Below are 17,793 nucleotides of genomic sequence, written 5' to 3'. Positions count from 1 at the left end.
ACTGGAAACGACACCCTGAACAGGCCGTGGGCCGGGATGCCCGCTCTCCCGCCCCACGGCCCCTGACCGCTGTCGGTGCCTAGCAGAACCCAAGCCTCCCGAACCGCGACCCCCACACCGTCGCGCTCACATGCCGCTCGTTCACGAACCACGCCCGCTGGCCGACCGGGCAGCTGCTCGTGCCCACCGGGTCGATCGAGACGGCGGAGTAGTCGCCCCAGCGTTCGACGGTGTCGGAGGAGGGGTTGTACGCAGCGGTGGCCCGGGCGAAGCTCGTGCCACCGGTGACGTTCGACGCTTCGGTCGCGAGGCGGCCGCCGGCCTTCACCGTCGCCTGGCGGGTGACTCCGCTCGCGACATTGGTGGCGGTCCAGGTGAAGAACATCCGCCCGATCGGGTTCGCCGAGGTGCCGCCCACGGCCGAGCCCGCCACCGAAGGGTTGAAGTCGTCCGAGGTCGCGGACTCGAAGACGAATCCGGAGAGACCGGCAGGGACGGTGTTCGTCGCCGTGTCGATCTGGTACCACTTCGCCGTCGCACGGTTGCCCGCATTGATGGTGTGGACGTTCAACAGATGGCTGCCGATCTGGGTACTGACGTTCTGGAAGCGGGCGTTCAGTGTGTCGAGCCGGTCGGTCGAACCCGGCTGGCGGGCGTCCGGCGGAACGGCGAACGCCGGCACCGGCACATTGCCCTGGAGCACGACGGACGCGGTGCTCCGACCGAGGCCCGTGGCCCGGAACAGCGCCAGCCGGGCCGGATCGCCGGCACTCGCCGCCACGAGGAACGCGTTGGCGTTGTTGTCCTCCACGATCGGAGGCGCCACGGTCCCCGGCGTACCGAGGTCGAAGTACGGCCGCGCGAACGAACGGCCGTTGTAGGCCGCCGCCTTGGGGATGCCGAACGCCCGCGAGCGGAGGTAGGCGTCGGTGTCCCCGCTGAAGATGTTGGCGGTGACGATCAGGGCGTCCTGGTCCATGCCGAGCTGGGGGTAGTCGAAGAAGTCCCCCGCCGGCTCCGGCACGTCGAACTTGTAGAGGTAGTACGAGCCCGTGGGGTCGGAGGTCCTGGACACGCCGAGGAACACGTTCTGGACCGTCGCGCTCTCCTGGAAGGCCACGGCGAAGACGACCCAGCGGTCCCACCGCCGGTCGTAGACGATCCGGGGATCGAAGAGGGTCCTCGTCGTGTAGCCGAAGAAGCTGTTCAGGGTCGTGTTCTTGACCAGGGCGCCGTCCGACTTCCGGAAGATGCCCAGACCCCTGTGGTTGGTGATCTCGACGAAGTGGTTCACGCCGACGGCTCCGTGGGTGTCCGGCGGCCGGGCGCAGCACGATCCCGCGTTCAGGCCCTCGAAGTTGAGCTGGGGGGCGGGCGGTGCCAGGCGCCGGGGCGTGTCACCGGTTCCGGCGGCAGGGCGGTTCTGCGGCGGGAGCTTCATGGACCTGCGCAGCTGCTCCTCGGTCTCCGTAGGCCTGGGCCCGAGCGGGGGCGGTTGCGCGGGCCGGAAGTGCCCGGAGGGGGTGGCGATCCTCGCCGCGGACGCCCGGATCTCGTCCGTGGCCTCGATCGCCCGCTCCCCAGAGCGTCCCTGAGCCTTCGTCGGCCCCGGCGCCAGGCCGAGGATCAGCGCGGACACGGCCGGCAGGAGAGCCACAAGAGGCAGGAGGTGACGCGCTCTTCGCCTGATCAACAACGTGGGACCTCTTCTCGTCACCGAGGGGGTGCGCAGACGCCGTGTACGGGTCGTCGCCATGCGGGGCCGACGCCCTGGCAGACACCTTGGTGAACCCCTCGGGAACAGAGAGGGAACGGAGCGGCGATTCCGTCCGATATCACCCTTTCAGTCAGGGTCGTGCGCTCCGATCAGACCTGGTCAGGGCCCATTCCAGCCGATAAAGTGCGCGCACCGGCGGACCCTTCAGCCCCACCTGACCCCGCCGGCCTCCCCCACGGTCCCGCTGCCCCTCCTCACCCGACCGCGCCCCGGCATCCCCGCCGCGTGGCCCGGGTCTGAAAGAGCCTCATACGTGACCACTCGTGCCCGTACGACCGCCGTGACCTCGGCGGTCGTTCTCGCGACCGCGGGGGGCCTGCTCGCCTCGGTCCCCGCCTCCGCCGCGGTGACCTGCGCATCCCCCGTCTACAAGCGGCAGTTCTACGCGAACACCACCTTCTCCGGTACGCCGAAGAAGACCGACTGCGACTCGAAGATCGACCAGAACTGGGGCACCGGAGCCCCCGCCTCCGGCCTGCCGTCGAACAACTTCGGCGTCCGCTGGACGGTGACCCGCGACTTCGGGTCCGGCGGCCCGTTCGCGTTCCCGGTCGAGTCGCGTGACGGCATCCGCGTCTACCTCGACGGCACCCGCAAGGTGGACCTCTGGAAGAACGTCTCGACGACCCAGAAGAAGACCGTCAACGTCACCATCCCGTCGGGCAAGCACACCCTCCGCATCGACTTCGTCAACTGGACCGGCGCGGCGAACGTCAAGTTCGGCTATGCGCCGAGGACTTCGGCGGACGTCGACAAGGTGAAGCCGCTCGCGCCGACCGGTGCGGCGGTCACGTACGACGCGGCGACCGGCCGGGCCAAGCTCTCCTGGGCGAAGAACAAGGAGATGGACCTCGCGGGGTACCGGGTCTACCGGCGCCTCAAGGGAAGCTCCGACTGGGCGAGGCTGACCACCACCACGGCCACCTCGTACACCGACATTCCGCCCCAGACCGGCGGGACGTACTACTACGAGGTCCGCGCCTATGACAAAGCGGGCAACGAGTCGGCCGGCACGGCCGACCAGGGCGTCACCACCCCCGACAAGACCCCGCCCGCCGCCCCGTTCGTCCAGATGGACGTCTGCGCGGACGACGAGAAGGTCGCCGGCCCGGAGCTTGTCACGACCGTCGCGAACCAGGCCGATATCGCCCTGTACGAGGCGCAGCGCAAGGACCCCGGCACCGGCGCGTGGACCACCGTGTACACGGGCACGAAGGGCGGGTTCTGCGACCGCGGGCAGCCCGCGGACGGCACCGAGGCCACCTACCGGGGCCGGGCCCGGGACGCGGCCGGCAACTGGTCGGTGTACTCGGCCGCCACGACCCTCAAGCTCGAAGACAGGATCGCGCCGGCGGTCCCGGCCGACGCGCACGCCGGGTACCGCTCCGGCGTCCCGCACCTGGTGTGGACGGCGGACGCGGACGTGGCCAAGTACGAGGTTCTCCAGCACGACCCCGCGACCGGCGCCTGGCTGAAGGCCTTCGGCGACAGCGCGACCACGGCGCAGACCGACGTGGTGCCGCTGCAGCAGGTGAAGGTCGCGGACGAGTACCGGTACGCGGTGCGCGCGGTGGACGCCCATGGCAACGCCTCCGCCCCCGTCGAGATCGCCCTGAACATGGCGGAGCGGACCGAGGCGATCTCCCCGTACCAGCTCAGCGCGAGCGTGGCGTGGACCCCGGGGGTCTCGCTGAACTGGAGCAGCACCGACCCCTGGACCGTCGACCTCGGCCACCTGCCCACCTTCGAGATCGTCCGGACGGACACCGCGACCGGTGAGAGCACGACCATCGAGCAGTGCTGGCCGCAGGACGGGGAAGGGCCCCTCCAGCCGCCCACGAACAGCACGTCGAGCGGTGGGGGCAAATTCGACCCCGCCTACGTCGCCTGGGACGACACCGTCGTCAACACGAACTGTCTGGAGGGCTCAGGAGCCTCCGAGACCACGTACGAGTACCGGATCGTCGCGATCGACCGCTACGGCCACCGCTCCCAGCCCAGCGAGCCGGCCACGGCGACCACGACGGACACCGAGTTCCCCGGGCCCGTGGGCGACCTGAAGGCCGAGGTCATCCCGCTGGGCGTCCGGCTCACCTGGAACCCTCCGGCCGACGAGGACGTCACGGGCTACACCGTCTGGCAGAGCGCGACCGACCCCGGCACCGGCGAGACGGTGTGGGAGAGGAACTGCTGGACCAGCACGAACATGCCCGAGACGGAGATCCTCTGCCCGACGCTGCCCGACGGCCGCGAGCACCTCTACCGGGTGGCCGCCTCGGGCGGCGAGTACAGCGACGGCGACCCCGAGGACTACCACTTCACCGAGGTCTCCGTCACCCTGCCCGACACGCGGCCGCCGGGCTGGACCGGAACGACCATCACCGAGGACCAGTACCCGGAGCTCTACGTCCGCTGCGGTGTCACGATCTACGACAGGCCCTGCGGGGACTACACGGACTACCGCTGGGAGCGCTGGGACCCGGCCTCCGCCTCCTGGACCCTGTTCGCCACGGGCAAGGTCGCCGACCCGGACTTCCACCTGGACGAGACGGTGCACGAGGACCGGCTCGGCCTGTACTACTACCGGGCCGTCTACAGCGACCCCGCCGGCAACGAGGAGGTCGTGGAGCAGGAGGCGTACGGCATCTGGGACGACTGGCTCTGAGGCGGCGCGTACCGCGCAGGGCATGTGAAGGGGCCCGGAGGTTCATCTGAACCTCCGGGCCCCTTCCCGTGCTTGACGTGCCGTCAGTCCGGGGACTGCTGCCGCTTCGGGCGCCACACCACCAGCGCACTGGTCTGCTGCACCTCCTGGTACGGCACCAGGTCCCGGCGGTACGACGCGTGGACCGCCGCCTCGCGCTGCCGCATCGTCGCCGCCGCGCCGTCCAGCGCGTCCTGGAGCTCCGCGACGCGCTGCTGGAGCGCCACGACCTGGTTCTCCAGCTCGATGATGCGCTTGATGCCGGCGAGGTTGATGCCCTCGTCCTGCGACAGCTGCTGCACCTGGCGGAGCAGCTCGATGTCGCGGGCCGAGTAGCGCCGGCCCCGGCCGGCGGTGCGGTCGGGCGAGACCAGGCCGAGACGGTCGTACTGACGCAGGGTCTGCGGGTGCAGACCGCTGAGCTGGGCCGCCACCGAGATGACGTACACCGGCGTCTCTTCGGTCAGTTCGTAAGGGCTCCGCCGACGGCTGTCCATTGCGTCATGCTCCCTTCGCGGCCTGGAACAGCTCCGCCCGCGGGTCGTCCCCCGCGGTCGCCTCGCGATACGCCTCCAGGGCGTCCCGAGCCTTGCCCGTCACGTCCTTCGGCACGGCGACCTCGACGGTGACCAGCAGGTCGCCGCGGGTGCCGTCCTTGCGGACCGCGCCCTTGCCGCGGGCGCGCATCGTACGCCCGTTGGGCGTGCCCGGCGGCAGCTTCAGCGTGACCGGCGGGCCGCCGAGCGTGGGCACCTTCACCTCGCCGCCGAGCGCGGCCTCCGCGAAGGTGACCGGCACGGTGACGGTGAGGTTGTCGCCCTTGCGGCCGAACACCGGGTGGGCGTCGACGTGCACGACCACATACAGGTCGCCGGCCGGGCCGCCCCGCTCGCCGGGTGCGCCCTTGCCGCGCAGCCTGATCCGCTGGCCGTCCGTCACCCCCGCGGGGATGCGGACCTGCATGGTGCGGGACGACTTGGCGCGGCCGCTGCCATTGCACTCCAGGCAGGGGTGCTCGGCGATCAGGCCGCGGCCCTTGCAGTCCGGGCACGGATCGGTCAGCGAGAAGCCGCCGCCCGAGCCGCGCGCCACCTGGCCGGTGCCGACGCAGGTCGGGCACACGCGCGGCGTGCCGTTCTTGTCGCCGGTGCCGGAACAGGCCTTGCACGGCGCCTGCGACGACATCCGCAGCGGGACGGTCGCGCCGTCCACCGCCTCCGTGAAGCTCAGCGTGACCTCGGACTCGATGTCCTGGCCGCGCCGCGGCTGCGTACGCGTACCCGCGCCCGCGCCGCCCCGGTTGAACAGGCCCCCGAAGACGTCACCGAGCCCGCCGCCGAATCCCCCGGCACCGCCCGCGCCGCCCTGGGCGCCCCCACCGAAGAGGTCGCCCAGGTCGAAGTTGAACGTTCCGCCGCCCGCGCCCGGCCCGGGGCGGAAGCCGCCGTTGCCGAAGAGGGCGCGCGCGTCGTCGTACTCCTTGCGCTTCTTGGGGTCGCCGAGGACGTCGTTCGCCTCGGAGATCTCCTTGAAGCGCTCCTCGGCCTTGGCGTTGCCCTTGTTGGCGTCCGGGTGGAACTCGCGGGCGAGCTTCCGGTACGCCTTCTTGATCTCGGCCTCGGTGGCGTCCTTGGGGACGCCGAGGACCTTGTAGAAGTCCTTCTCGATGAAGTCCTTGGTGCTCATCCCCGACGCCCCTCCTTCCTCGTCCGTACGGTGATCCGTACTGTTCGTATGACGTCAGCCCTCGTCCGGGCCACCGTTCTCCTTGTCCGCCACTTCCGAAGAGCCGTCGTTACCGTCCGCCTTCTCGGCCTTGACCGTCTGCGCGCCGGGCTGCGGCTCCGCGACGGCCACCCGCGCGGGACGGATGGTGCGCTCGCCGAACCGGTACCCCGGCTGCAGAATCGCCACGCACGTCGTCTCCGTGACGTCGGGCGCATACGAGTGCATCAGCGCCTCGTGGATCGTCGGGTCGAAGGGCTCGCCCTCCTTGCCGAACTGCTGCAGGCCCATCTTGGCGGCGACCGTCTCCAACGATTCGGCCACCGACTTGAACCCGCCCACGAGTTCGCCGTGCTCCCGCGCGCGGCCGATGTCGTCGAGCACGGGGAGGAGCTCGGTCAGGAGGTTCGCGATGGCGATCTCCTTGACCGCGATCCGGTCGCGCTCGACCCGGCGGCGGTAGTTCTGGAACTCGGCCTGCAGCCGCTGGAGGTCCGCGGTGCGCTCGGCGAGCGCGGTGCGCACCTGGTCCAGCTCTGCCGTCAGGCCGACCGTCTGCGTTGCGTCCCCGGCCGGGGCCGCCGCGCCCTCCTTGGGCTCGGCGGCCTTCGACTCGGCGTCTTCAGAGGTGGCGCCGGAGGGGACGTCGGGCTGCTCTTCGAAGCCCGGGGTCTCCTCCGTCACGCGGCACCGTCCTTGCGGTCCTCGTCGACGATCTCGGCGTCGACGACGTCGTCGTCAGCGGCCTTGGCCTGACCGGCACCCGCGTCGCCGGCACCACCCGCGGCCTGCGCGGCCTGGGCGTCGGCGTACATGGCCTGGCCCAGCTTCTGCGAGACGGCGGCGACCTTCTCCGTGGCGGTGCGGATCTCGGCCGTGTCCTCGCCCTTGAGCTTCTCCTTCAGCTCGGCGACGGCCTCCTCGACCTCGGTCTTGATCTCGCCCGGGACCTTGTCCTCGTTGTCCTTGAGGAACTTCTCGGTCTGGTAGACGAGCTGCTCGCCCTGGTTGCGGGTCTCGGCGGCCTCGCGGCGGCGGTGGTCCTCCTCCGCGTACTGCTCGGCCTCCTGGCGCATGCGGTCGACCTCGTCCTTCGGCAGCGAGGAGCCGCCGGTGACGGTCATCTTCTGCTCCTTGCCCGTACCAAGATCCTTGGCCGTGACGTGCATGATGCCGTTGGCGTCGATGTCGAACGCGACCTCGATCTGCGGGACACCGCGCGGGGCCGGCGGCAGACCGGTCAGCTCGAACATGCCCAGCTTCTTGTTGTACGCCGCGATCTCGCGCTCGCCCTGGTAGACCTGGATCTGCACGGACGGCTGGTTGTCCTCGGCCGTGGTGAAGATCTCCGACCGCTTGGTCGGGATGGTCGTGTTCCGATCGATGAGCTTGGTCATGATGCCGCCCTTGGTCTCGATACCGAGGGACAGCGGGGTCACGTCGAGGAGCAGGACGTCCTTGACCTCACCCTTGAGAACACCGGCCTGCAGGACGGCGCCGATGGCGACGACCTCGTCCGGGTTGACGCCCTTGTTGGCGTCCTTGCCGCCGGTCAGCTCCTTGACGAGCTCGGCGACGGCGGGCATACGGGTCGAGCCGCCGACGAGGACGACGTGGTCGATCTCGCCGAGCGCGATGCCCGCGTCCTTGATCACGTTGTGGAACGGGGTCTTGCAGCGCTCGAGCAGGTCGGCGGTGAGCTGCTGGAACTGGGCACGCGTGAGCTTCTCGTCCAGGTGCAGCGGGCCCTCGGCGGACGCCGTGATGTACGGCAGGTTGATCGAGGTCTCGGTGGAGCTGGACAGCTCGATCTTGGCCTTCTCGGCGGCCTCACGGAGGCGCTGGAGAGCCATCTTGTCCTTGGACAGGTCGACGCCGTGGCCGCCCGCGAACTGCTTGACCAGGTAGTCGACGACGCGCTGGTCCCAGTCGTCACCACCGAGGTGGTTGTCGCCGTTGGTGGCCTTCACCTCGACGACGCCGTCGCCGATCTCGAGCAGCGAGACGTCGAAGGTGCCGCCACCGAGGTCGAAGACGAGGATGGTCTGGTCGTCCTTGTCGAGGCCGTACGCCAGGGCTGCGGCGGTCGGCTCGTTGACGATACGCAGAACGTTCAGACCGGCGATCTCACCGGCCTCCTTCGTCGCCTGACGCTCGGAGTCGTTGAAGTACGCCGGGACGGTGATGACCGCGTCGGTCACCTTCTCACCCAGGTACGCCTCGGCGTCCCGCTTCAGCTTCTGCAGGATGAAGGCGCTGATCTGCTGCGGGTTGAAGTCCTTGCCGTCCAGGTTGATCTTCCAGTCGGTGCCCATGTGGCGCTTGACCGACCGGATGGTCCTGTCGACGTTCGTGACCGCCTGGCGCTTCGCGACCTCGCCGACGAGCACCTCACCGTTCTTGGCGAAGGCGACGACGGACGGCGTGGTCCTGGCGCCCTCGGCGTTGGTGATGACGGTGGGCTCACCGCCCTCCAGAACGCTGACGACGGAGTTAGTCGTGCCCAGGTCGATGCCGACCGCACGTGCCATTTCAATTCCTCCAGCATTACTTGAGTGGAACAGGCTCAAGGATGCATGAAGGATGTGGGCGAGTCAACAGACCTGAGTCGAGGGGACTCAACTTTTATCCCGCCCTTATCGGCAAGCGCCACACAGGATCTCGCGAAGCCCCCGCACCCGCCGAGCGCCTAGAGCTGACTTGGAGCCTACGCCCGTTTTGTCCGGTGGGGGCGGGGTCGAAGGTCCTCTGAGTGAGCCCGAGGTCCATCGTCGCTCGGGTGCCCACCCTGCCGTACGCGTCACACCATGCCGTAGGTGGCACAGGACCCTGTCGTCAGAAGAGGCGCCCAGCCGCGACGCCGGAGAGCGTCCTCGCTGAGGCCGGGTCCACCAGCCCGGAGCCCGCGTCCAGTAGCCCGGAGGCCGGGTCCAGCAACCCGGCGAGCAGGGTCACGGCCCTGTCGACCTCCTGGGCGCAGGCGCGCAGGACGTCGAGCGGCTGCCCCCACGGATCCTCGACCTCGTCCTCCGGACCGGGGACCGCGCCGACGAGACCCCGGCGGGCGGCGGCCTCCGCCACCACATCCCCTGAGGCCCCGTCGGCCAGCCGTACGAACTCCTTCAGCGTGAAGCAGCGGCGCATCGCCAGCGGCGAGATCCGCACAGCGGCCTCCCGGTGCTCGCGCGCGAGGCCGAGCACCAGCCCGGCCTCGCCGACGAGTTCCTCGGTGAGCGGGCGGGAGGCGAATCCCTCACCGTCACCGCCCAGCTCCTCCAGAACGCGCCGGGTGGCCGGGTCCATGCCGCTGCGGTGCCGCGCCCCGGTGCCGGCGCTCTCCGGCCGCACGGCAGAGCCCGGCCCGAGCCGGGCCGCCAGCAGCCGCTCGGCGAGCGCCGAGCGGTGCATGTTGCCTGTGCAGACGAAGAGCACCCGGATCATTTCTCCACCCGGCTCACTTGTCGCCCGCGAGGTGGGTCAGGGCGGGCTCGGCGGACTCCTTGCGCCGTCCGGCCGGGCGGGGCGCGGGCAGATCGCCGTAGTTGCCGTAGCCGTAGCCCTTGCCCTTGGTGAGGGGGGCCATGCTGAAGACCGTGCCGAGGGTGCGTACGCCCACCTGGTTGAGCGACTCGGCGGCCGTCCGGACCTGTTCGCGACCGGTCTTCGAGGCGCGTACGACGAGTAGCGCACCCTGAGCGAGCGGGGCCAGGCCGACTGTGTCGGCGACCGGCAGCAGCGGAGCGGTGTCGACGATCACCGCCTCGAAGCGGCCCGCGAGTTCACGCAGCAGCTCGCCCATCCGGTCCGACGCGAGCAGCTCCGTCGGGTTCGGCGGCACCGCGCCACTGGTGAGCACCGAAAGGCGGCTCCCCGCCTGCTGCATCACGTCCTCGATGCGCGCCTGCCCGATGAGCACGGTGGTCAGACCGGCGTTCTGCACGAGCCCGAAGGTGCGTGCCACGCACGGCCTCCGCAGATCGGCGTCGACCAGGCACGTCACGATGCCCGCCTCGGCCAGCGAAAGGGCCAGGTTGGCAGCGGTGTTCGTCTTGCCCTCGCCGGGCACCGGGCTGGTCACGACGATCACCCTCGGCCGGTCGTCGACCTGCGCGAACTGCAGGTTGGTGCGCAGTTTGCGGAACGCCTCCGCGCGGGTCGAGTGCTTGGCGGCACCCGTGGCGAGCGGCTGCTTCGCGGCGTCCTTGTCGAACGGGATGGAGCCGAGGACCGGCATCGCCGTGAGCTCGCTGAGCGCCTCGCCGGTCTTGAGGGTGGTGTCGAGGGTCTCGCGCAGGGCGACGAGTCCGGCGCCGAGCAGCAGCCCGCCGAGGATGCCCGCGGCCAGATTGAGCAGAGGCCTCGGTGAGACGGGGGCGGTGGGGGCGGTGGCCTGCTGGGTGATGCCGAGCGAGACGGGCGAGACGGGAGCAGACTCCGGGCCGGCTTCGGCAGGCTGGCCGCCGGGCGAGGGCGTAGGCGCGGGCGTCGTTCCCTGCTTGGGCGTCTCGAGCTCCTCGACGACGGTACTGAAGCGCAGCGCAACGGCATTGGCGATACGCGCGGCACGCCACGGAGACGTGTCCTGAACCGTGATGTTGATGAGCACGGTGTTGAGCGGGACGTCGGCAGTGATCTTGGACGCCAGCTTCTCCGGCGTGGTCCCCAGCCCGAGTTCACGCACCACAGGTTCGGTCACCTGGCGGGTGGCGACGATCGCCGCGTATGACTGGACCCGAGCCTGCGAGAAGCTCTGCCCCTGGTTCAGCTCAGCGGTGTCGACACCGGTTCTGGTGGCGACGAAGAGCTGAGCGCGGGCCTCGTAGACGGGTCTGATCAGCTCGTTGGCGGCCTGACCCGCCCCGAGGCCGAGCAGCAGACAGACCATGACGGTCGGCCAGCGTCTGGCGAGAACCTTGAGATATCCGCGGAGATCCAACGTGTGCACCCCTTACAGGGCTGTAGAAATGGTCTGGGAAAGGACTGGTGCGCCGGGTTTGCTCCCTATGTGCATCGCAGAGGATAGGCACTCAGGCACTTCAAACCCGGGAGTCACCCGAACGACGGCACGTCAGGGTTGCGAATCGGCGGGTCTGTCCTCGCGCAGCGAGGCGAACAGCCGTGATGCCTGGGGCTGTTCGAGCACGAGACGGTTGGGATCGTCGGGGGCCGTACGGTGCGGAACCGTAATAAATCGGACCCGATTCGGCGGCACCTCCCGGACCCGCTTGATCATTCCGTAGAGCTCGCCGAGCGAGTCGAGCCCGGAATCCGCGGTGATGGCCGACGTAGTGGCGTCCAGGATGGGGTACAGCCGTGCCGGGTTGGCCAGTACGCCGCTGCTGCGCAGCTTCTCGCCGAGGCTGGTGAGGAACTCCTGCTGCCGATGGATCCGGTTGATGTCACTGCCGTCACCGACGTACATCCGGGCACGTACGTACGCGAGCGCGTCGTCACCCATGACCACCTGCCGCCCGGCGGGCAGATCGAGCCCCACGTTGGGATCGCGCTCCGCCGTCGGAAGATCGACCACGACGCCACCCACGGCACTGACGATCTTCTTGAAGCCGCCGAAGTTCAGCACCAGGTGGTGGTCGATGCGGATGCCCGTGAGCCGCTCGAAGGTCCGGATGGTGCAGGCCGCACCACCGAACTCGTACGCCCAGTTGAACTGGGCGCGCTGGGCCCGGCTGGGATCGCCGTCGGGCGTACGGCAGACGGGGATGTTCGCGTACAGATCACGCGGCACACTGACGACCTCGACCCGGCTGCGGTCGGCCGACAGATGCAGCAGCATCGTGGTGTCCGAGCGGGCACTGCCGAGCTCCTCCCGGTAGTCGGAGCCCAGGAGCAGGATGTTCTGCGCCTCGCCGACAGCGGGCTTGGGCCGTTCCGCGCCGTGCTGGGCGAGCTCCTCGGCGGCGGCTCCGTCGGTGCGGATATTGCCGTCGAACCTCCAGTAGGACGCCAGTCCGACGGCCATCGTGGCACCGACGAGCAGGGCCGCCCCGACGGCGCCGAACATGAACCATCGCCGGCGACGGCGAGGCTGCTTCCTCTGCGTCTGCATCTGCATCGCGTACTGCTCTGCGCTCCTCATGACGTCTTACGACACCGCCAGTCCTGACTGGGGAGATGCGGGCGCCGGCACCTCGGCCAGCGCACCCGCCCGTTCCATGCCCTCCACGAACCACTCGATGGTCCGCAGCAGTCCGTCCTCGACCGGAGTCCGCGGCCGCCAGCCGAGCTCGGCACCGGCCACCACGATGTCGGGCCGGCGCCGCTTGGGGTCGTCCGCGGGAAGCGGCACCAGGACGATCTCGGAGTGCGACCCGGTCAGCCGGCGGATCCAGTGGGCCAGTTCGAGCATGGACACCTCGTGCGGATTGCCGAGGTTCACCGGCCCACCGATGGACGAACCGAGCATCCGCAGCACGCCGTCGACCAGATCGTCCACGTAGCAGAGCGAACGGGTCTGCGAGCCGTCCCCGGTGACCGTCATCGGTGCGCCGTCCAGCGCCTGGCGGATCAGGTTTGGGACGACCCGGCCATCGCCGGGTCGCATGCGCGGACCGAAGGTGTTGAAGATCCGGACGATCCCCGCATCCGTGCCGCGCGAGCGCCGGTACGCCATCGTCAACGCCTCGGCGTACCGCTTCGCCTCGTCGTAACAGCTTCGCGGGCCCACCGGATTGACGTTGCCCCAGTACGACTCGGGCTGCGGATGCACCTGCGGATCCCCGTACGACTCAGACGTCGAGGCCAGCACGAAGCGTGCACCGTGGGCGTCCGCCAGCTCCAGTGCGTGCCGGGTTCCCTCCGCGCCGACCCGAAGCGTGGCCAGCGGATGGCGCAGATAGTCGGCCGGCGACGCGGGGGACGCGAAGTGCAGCACAGCGTCGACGGACCCCTCGATCTCCAGCCCGTGGACGACGTCGCAGGGAACCATCCGGAATCCCTCACACCCCATCAGATGCGCGACGTTCTCCGGTTTTCCGGTCAGGAAGTTGTCGACGCAGACCACGTCGTCATAGCCGGCCTCCAGGAGCCGTCCGCACAGATGGGAGCCGATGAATCCGGCTCCCCCGGTTACTACGGCACGCATGCAACTCACCTTTCGACCCCTCGGACTACCTCCGCCACCGGTCACGCGTGGCGTGCTTATCCGACTTTGGACATCGTGAGAGAGTCCTAGCCCCGAAAAGGATCAACCTTGGCAAATACTCTCGATTTCCTACGAACGGACGCGGTGAATGTTGATCAAGCGGCTCATCGACGTGGCAGGCAGCCTGACGCTACTGGTGCTTACAGCCCCACTGACCTGCCTCATCTGCCTTGCGGTCGCCACAACGTCACCGGGCGGGGTGCTCTTTCGTCAGGCACGGGCGGGCCGCGGCGGACACCCCTTCAAGATGCTCAAGTTCCGCACCATGCGCGCCGGGGCAGATGTCGAACGGGACGGCCTCGCCGGGCGCAATGAGTCGAATGGCCATCTCTTCAAAGTCCGCGATGACCCCCGAGTCACACGGATCGGTCGACTGCTGCGCCGTCTGTCGCTGGACGAACTTCCTCAGCTGATCAATGTGTTGCGCGGTGAGATGTCACTGGTCGGCCCACGTCCGCTGCCACTTACCGACTCCGGCTACGTCGGCCCGGCGCGCGCTCGGCTCTCCGTACCGCCGGGCCTCACTGGACTGTGGCAGGTCAGCGGCCGCTCGGAACTCACCTGGGAGGACATGGTGCGGCTCGACCTGCACTACGTGAAGCACCGCTCGATCGGCCTGGACCTCGTCATTCTGGCCCGTACGATCCCAGCAGTGGTGACGGCCCGGGGCGCGCATTGAGGAAAGTAAGGCAAGGCGATGTAGCGAATGCCATCCAGGCGGATCAGTGATTATGGGGCGTGAACAAGGCTCTTACGTGGCGGGACGTACTGCCGAAGAGCCGTCTCCGATCCGGCGCCCCTCCTGAGACGCGTGTTGGACCATATTGGATGGCAGTGTGGGTTATTTTGCCCGTGTGACTGGTGCCACGACCGCGCTAAACGAAACGACGCCGAATCGCTTTGCCACAACGTTGATGTCGTGCACTCTGGCGCGAAGTCGTCCGGCGGCAGTTGGTCTGCTCGCACGTCTGGCACGCCGCGCTCGCAGAGTGTGGGCAGCGCACGGCGACCCCCTTATCACACACCCGGTCGGCGGGCATGAGTTGATCATGCCTCTGTCGCACGACTTGCCGGCCATTCTTGCACGGTGCCCGCACTACGCTACGAACCTCGTGCGTCTGGTGGCAGCAGTGGCGACAGAACGCGAAGGAACCGCACTTGTGGACATCGGCGCAAATGTCGGTGACTCGGTGGTTCTTATTCGCCAAGCCTTGCACATGCCCATCCTCTGCGTGGAGGGCGACGAACTGTTCCTGGGTCTCCTCCGTCGCAATATCGCAGATTTGCCGGACGTGGACATCGAGGAAGCTTTTGTTGCTACAGGACATGACGATCGGGCTCCACTCCATTCGGTTCGGCGCGAAGCGGGCACCGCTGCCTTGGTTCCCTCCTCCTCAGGTCTTCCCCTGAGGCGCCCCGTTCGGCCACTCACTGACATCCTGAGAGCACATCCCCGGTTCTCGTCACCCGGTTTCCTTAAGATCGACACGGATGGCGCCGATACCCGGATCATCGTCAACAACAAGGAAATTCTGGCACGCACGCGCCCCGTCGTCTTCTTCGAATTCGATCCCAATCTTGCGGCGAGATCCGGCGACACCGATCCATGCTCTGCCATCACCGCGCTGGCTGACGCCGGATACAAAGGGGCGCTCGTCTACAACAACACCGGCGAGCTCATGCTCGTCACTGATGTCACAGCCACACCGACGTGGCAGGACCTAGTCCGATATGTGCTCGTACGAGGATTGGGCCACTACTACGACGTTGCCGCCTTCCATCAGAATGACCAGGAGCTCTTCCAACGCGTCAGCGCAGCCGAGCGCCAATTTTTCGACCACGTCACGTGAGACCACAGCTCGCTGTTCAGACTCCGAATGCCTCGGCGATGGAGAGATCACGCCCCTCGTCAACCACGTGTACTAGCCGGTCCCGCATCGAATGCAACAATTTTGCGTGGTCATCACCGGTGTAGGTCAGCTTTCCTTCCGTATCGCGGGCGGTCCGGAAGCGAGACCGGACAAAGGCCTGTTCCGGCGTCAGATCCCATAGGTCGCCGGCAATGTCATTGCGGACGAAGAACGCATTGACGCCGTTGCTTCCGACGCCGACCAGCCGATACCCCCGGACTGCGCCAAGGCGGTGCATAGCGGGCAAAGACGCCCCGTGGTACAACCAAGTGTAGTGCTCCCTGGACGCATCGAACGCCGGATCATATGGAACAGTAACGGCTTTGCGCGAACCGAAGGCACTATTGTATTCGACGACCACGATCCACGGGGAAATGGCCTTGATCGCCCTCCATACCCAAAAATCGACTCCGTCGATGTCGATGGAAAGAACGCCGATCTCACCTCTGATTCCCACCCCTTCAATCAGGTCGTTGATGTTCTCTGCTGTAACAAAGGCCGAGACTGGCGTGATACCCCACCGCCAGGCCATCTCACTGCGGCGAAGAAAATCGATGTGCTGATTTCCACCGTTGAAGACGGCCCCCCGCCAGTTGTCCTTCATGGCCAGGAACCTCGTGTTGCACTCGGAGTAGTCGCCGACCCCGATCTCGATGAACACGTCTGGCGGAGACAGCCTTGACGTGAGGAACTGCAGGATGCCGTCTTCGCCCCACTGCGAGAACACCTTGCACTCGATGTCCTGCAGACGTGTCGGGGGCGGAAGCAGGGTCGCTAGTCGGCTCTCCATCACTCCCACGGCGAAACGCAATTCGTCGACCTGCCCTCGGACTCCCCGGTCGAGTACACCGTGGATCAAGCCCTTTACTCGCTTCTTGAGCATGTTGGAAAGGTATCAAGACCGGTGCGCGGTCGAGAGGCCGTCAAGGGTTCCGGATACATCCACCTACCCGACTTCCTACGCATGGGGTAACCGGGGAGTCAATGCGCTGTTCTGCGGAACTAAGGAAGCCTTGGCAATCGCGGCTTATAGTTTGCGCTCATGCGCCGGCCGACTCCCCCTGGCACGTCGGCTCAACTATGAAGACCCACCATCGCGATCTGTGTGCTTTCACGCTGTCTGACAAGGCGTCGGCGCGCATAGAAGAGGCATGGGACCAGTACCACCGATGTCTGTGTGACCACGGTCGCCCAAGGCGGCCCGACGACACCGACGTGCTGCACTGCCCAGATCGACGTTGCGACATTCAATACGGCCATGACTCCCCCGAGCCAGAGCTGCATGCGCACCACTCCCGACCCGTTCAGGAAGACGCTCACAGCACTGCTCGCACACATGACAACGACGTAGCAGGCCAGGGCTGCAAGCAGTCCCATCGTCGGCGGAGAGACGACATCTTCCCCGAGCCACGTGGTGAGGAGGGAAGGCGTGAGGACCACGAGGAGGCATGCGATCAGAACGGCAGCAGCAGTCGTGAAAGCCATCGAGCGGACGTAGGCGTTGTGAACCCAGGAATGGTCACCACGGGCCCACGCCTCGCGATAGGCGGCCCACAACGGTGTCAGGAACATCGCCGCAAAGGCGGGGACCAGCGCAAACACCTTGAGTGTCATCGCGTACTCAGGCACCCGGGAAGCGCCGAGATAGTGCCCAATGATGAGGGAGTCCGTCTGGAACGCAACAACACCGATCGCATTCAGAGCGAAGAGCTCCATGCCCTCACGTCCGAGCAGGCCAGCGGTACGTCGGTCGACGTGGTGCAGGTGTGGACGGAGCTCACAAGCAAAGCGACCGAGCAGGAGGGCCGTCGTCGCCGCGCCCGCGATCAAGGACGTCACGAGGTACGTGACGAAGAACCAGGCGAGAGTCGGAGCGAGAGTTGCCACACTCATGAGCCCTCCGACCTGCAAGAGGACACCGATTGTCGCGAGGAACGCCACGACGTGTCCTCGTTCGAGCGCGTAGTACACATGGCGGGCGATCGTGAGCGGGAGTCTTACAGCGACCGTTGCTGCTGTAGCCAACAACAGTCCGCCAACGAGACCTCCAGGCACCTCCACACCGACCCCAAGCGCATGGCGCCAGTCGACAACCGGGACCAGGACTACGGCGACGGCCAACAGGACCACTGCGGCGCCACTGAGCAAGAGGAACGCGCTGCTCACCACCCGTCGCATCGCTGCGACATCACCCCTGCCACGAGCGGCAGCAATTTGTCCCATCACCGCGGGACCCATGCCGAAGTCCAGAACTGCAAGCATTCCGAACGCGGTCGTGAGGCTGAGCCAGAGCCCGAACTCTGTAGTCCCGAGACGACGAGCGACGATTGGCACCGCGACGAGTTGGGCTACCAACGAGATGCCCTGCGCGGCCATAGTTGCTGTGCCTACAGCGAAGATTCCGCGCCACCGCCCCCTCGGCCTCGGCACACGCGGCAACCGATGAACTGCATCTGATGCGGTGTCACCCACCGATCCTGCGGTTGGCTTCGCCTTCACGGAGTTACCTCCAGCA

The 17,793-nt window shown here is 67.7% G+C and carries 14 protein-coding genes; 3 read left to right on the top strand and 11 right to left on the bottom strand.

The genetic code is table 11. The annotated features are described in order from the left end of the window. Positions 1-79: 79 nt before the first annotated feature. A complete protein-coding gene (locus ABT009_RS10700) occupies positions 80-1,639 on the bottom strand; it encodes a hypothetical protein (protein ID WP_351291792.1) in 1,560 nt (519 codons plus the stop codon). Between the two features lie 391 nt (positions 1,640-2,030). Here ABT009_RS10700 and ABT009_RS10695 point away from each other — a divergent pair, with 391 nt between their 5' ends. Then, positions 2,031-4,442: a fibronectin type III domain-containing protein gene (locus ABT009_RS10695; protein ID WP_351291790.1), complete on the top strand. Its 2,412-nt coding sequence runs from the start codon at positions 2,031-2,033 to the stop codon at positions 4,440-4,442. A gap of 83 nt (positions 4,443-4,525) precedes the next feature. Here ABT009_RS10695 and ABT009_RS10690 read toward each other — a convergent pair whose 3' ends face one another. The 8 genes from ABT009_RS10690 to ABT009_RS10655 all read right to left on the bottom strand — a co-directional run bounded on the left by ABT009_RS10690 (position 4,526) and on the right by ABT009_RS10655 (position 13,308). Next, on the bottom strand, positions 4,526-4,978 hold the full coding sequence (locus tag ABT009_RS10690; protein WP_351291788.1) for a heat shock protein transcriptional repressor HspR: 453 nt from the start codon (positions 4,976-4,978) through the stop codon (positions 4,526-4,528). Positions 4,979-4,982: 4 nt separating this feature from the next. Beyond that, positions 4,983-6,167 (bottom strand): molecular chaperone DnaJ, encoded by a 1,185-nt coding sequence (gene dnaJ, locus ABT009_RS10685; RefSeq protein ID WP_351291786.1) that lies wholly within the window; start codon positions 6,165-6,167, stop codon positions 4,983-4,985. Between the two features lie 54 nt (positions 6,168-6,221). Further along, positions 6,222-6,890: a nucleotide exchange factor GrpE gene (gene grpE, locus ABT009_RS10680; RefSeq protein ID WP_351291784.1), complete on the bottom strand. Its 669-nt coding sequence runs from the start codon at positions 6,888-6,890 to the stop codon at positions 6,222-6,224. Next, on the bottom strand, positions 6,887-8,737 hold the full coding sequence (gene dnaK, locus ABT009_RS10675; RefSeq protein WP_351291782.1) for a molecular chaperone DnaK: 1,851 nt from the start codon (positions 8,735-8,737) through the stop codon (positions 6,887-6,889). Before dnaK ends, grpE begins: the two co-directional genes overlap by 4 nt. Positions 8,738-9,041: 304 nt before the next feature. Continuing rightward, entirely contained in the window at positions 9,042-9,647 is a 606-nt protein-coding gene (locus ABT009_RS10670) for an arsenate reductase/protein-tyrosine-phosphatase family protein (RefSeq protein ID WP_351291780.1), read from the bottom strand. A gap of 13 nt (positions 9,648-9,660) precedes the next feature. Next, positions 9,661-11,142 (bottom strand): tyrosine-protein kinase domain-containing protein, encoded by a 1,482-nt coding sequence (locus tag ABT009_RS10665; RefSeq protein WP_351291778.1) that lies wholly within the window; start codon positions 11,140-11,142, stop codon positions 9,661-9,663. A gap of 132 nt (positions 11,143-11,274) precedes the next feature. Beyond that, the gene (locus tag ABT009_RS10660) at positions 11,275-12,303 is read right to left on the bottom strand and encodes an LCP family protein (RefSeq protein ID WP_351291776.1); all 1,029 of its coding nucleotides are present in this window, start codon (positions 12,301-12,303) and stop codon (positions 11,275-11,277) included. Positions 12,304-12,309: 6 nt separating this feature from the next. Beyond that, positions 12,310-13,308 carry a UDP-glucuronic acid decarboxylase family protein gene (locus ABT009_RS10655; RefSeq protein WP_351291774.1) on the bottom strand — a complete coding sequence of 333 codons (999 nt, stop codon included), beginning with the start codon at positions 13,306-13,308 and terminating at the stop codon, positions 12,310-12,312. A gap of 148 nt (positions 13,309-13,456) precedes the next feature. On the opposite strand from ABT009_RS10655, the gene ABT009_RS10650 reads away from it, so the two are divergent. Together ABT009_RS10650 and ABT009_RS10645 are read left to right on the top strand one after the other, a co-directional pair. Beyond that, complete coding sequence (locus ABT009_RS10650; RefSeq protein ID WP_351291772.1) at positions 13,457-14,047, top strand: sugar transferase; 591 nt, start codon at positions 13,457-13,459, stop codon at positions 14,045-14,047. 433 nt (positions 14,048-14,480) lie between these two features. Then, the gene (locus ABT009_RS10645; RefSeq protein ID WP_351291770.1) at positions 14,481-15,218 is read left to right on the top strand and encodes an FkbM family methyltransferase; all 738 of its coding nucleotides are present in this window, start codon (positions 14,481-14,483) and stop codon (positions 15,216-15,218) included. Positions 15,219-15,234: 16 nt separating this feature from the next. Here the strand turns inward: ABT009_RS10645 and ABT009_RS10640 are convergent, their stop codons facing one another. Next, the gene (locus ABT009_RS10640) at positions 15,235-16,161 is read right to left on the bottom strand and encodes a hypothetical protein (RefSeq protein WP_351291768.1); all 927 of its coding nucleotides are present in this window, start codon (positions 16,159-16,161) and stop codon (positions 15,235-15,237) included. Positions 16,162-16,352: 191 nt separating this feature from the next. Then, entirely contained in the window at positions 16,353-17,654 is a 1,302-nt protein-coding gene (locus ABT009_RS10635) for an oligosaccharide flippase family protein (protein WP_351291766.1), read from the bottom strand. Positions 17,655-17,793 lie beyond the last annotated feature (139 nt).

It is taken from the genome of Streptomyces sp. NPDC002896 (assembly GCF_040295225.1).
In the GTDB taxonomy this organism is placed as follows: Bacteria; Actinomycetota; Actinomycetes; order Streptomycetales; family Streptomycetaceae; genus Streptomyces.
Note: the sequence above shows the minus strand (reverse complement) of the source record. Positions and strands in the feature narration are given on the sequence as shown.

Excerpts from the sequence above, each read along its gene's own strand:
- ABT009_RS10655 (WP_351291774.1), bottom strand. The coding sequence starts at position 13,308 with ATGCGTGCCGTAGTAACCGGGGGAGCCGGATTCATCGGCTCCCATCTG.
- ABT009_RS10690 (WP_351291788.1), bottom strand. The coding sequence starts at position 4,978 with ATGGACAGCCGTCGGCGGAGCCCTTACGAACTGACCGAAGAGACGCCG.
- ABT009_RS10660 (WP_351291776.1), bottom strand. The coding sequence starts at position 12,303 with ATGAGGAGCGCAGAGCAGTACGCGATGCAGATGCAGACGCAGAGGAAG.
- ABT009_RS10640 (WP_351291768.1), bottom strand. The coding sequence starts at position 16,161 with ATGCTCAAGAAGCGAGTAAAGGGCTTGATCCACGGTGTACTCGACCGG.
- ABT009_RS10670 (WP_351291780.1), bottom strand. The coding sequence starts at position 9,647 with ATGATCCGGGTGCTCTTCGTCTGCACAGGCAACATGCACCGCTCGGCG.
- dnaJ (WP_351291786.1), bottom strand. The coding sequence starts at position 6,167 with ATGAGCACCAAGGACTTCATCGAGAAGGACTTCTACAAGGTCCTCGGC.
- ABT009_RS10635 (WP_351291766.1), bottom strand. The coding sequence starts at position 17,654 with ATGGCCGCGCAGGGCATCTCGTTGGTAGCCCAACTCGTCGCGGTGCCA.
- ABT009_RS10650 (WP_351291772.1), top strand. The coding sequence starts at position 13,457 with ATGTTGATCAAGCGGCTCATCGACGTGGCAGGCAGCCTGACGCTACTG.
- dnaK (WP_351291782.1), bottom strand. The coding sequence starts at position 8,737 with ATGGCACGTGCGGTCGGCATCGACCTGGGCACGACTAACTCCGTCGTC.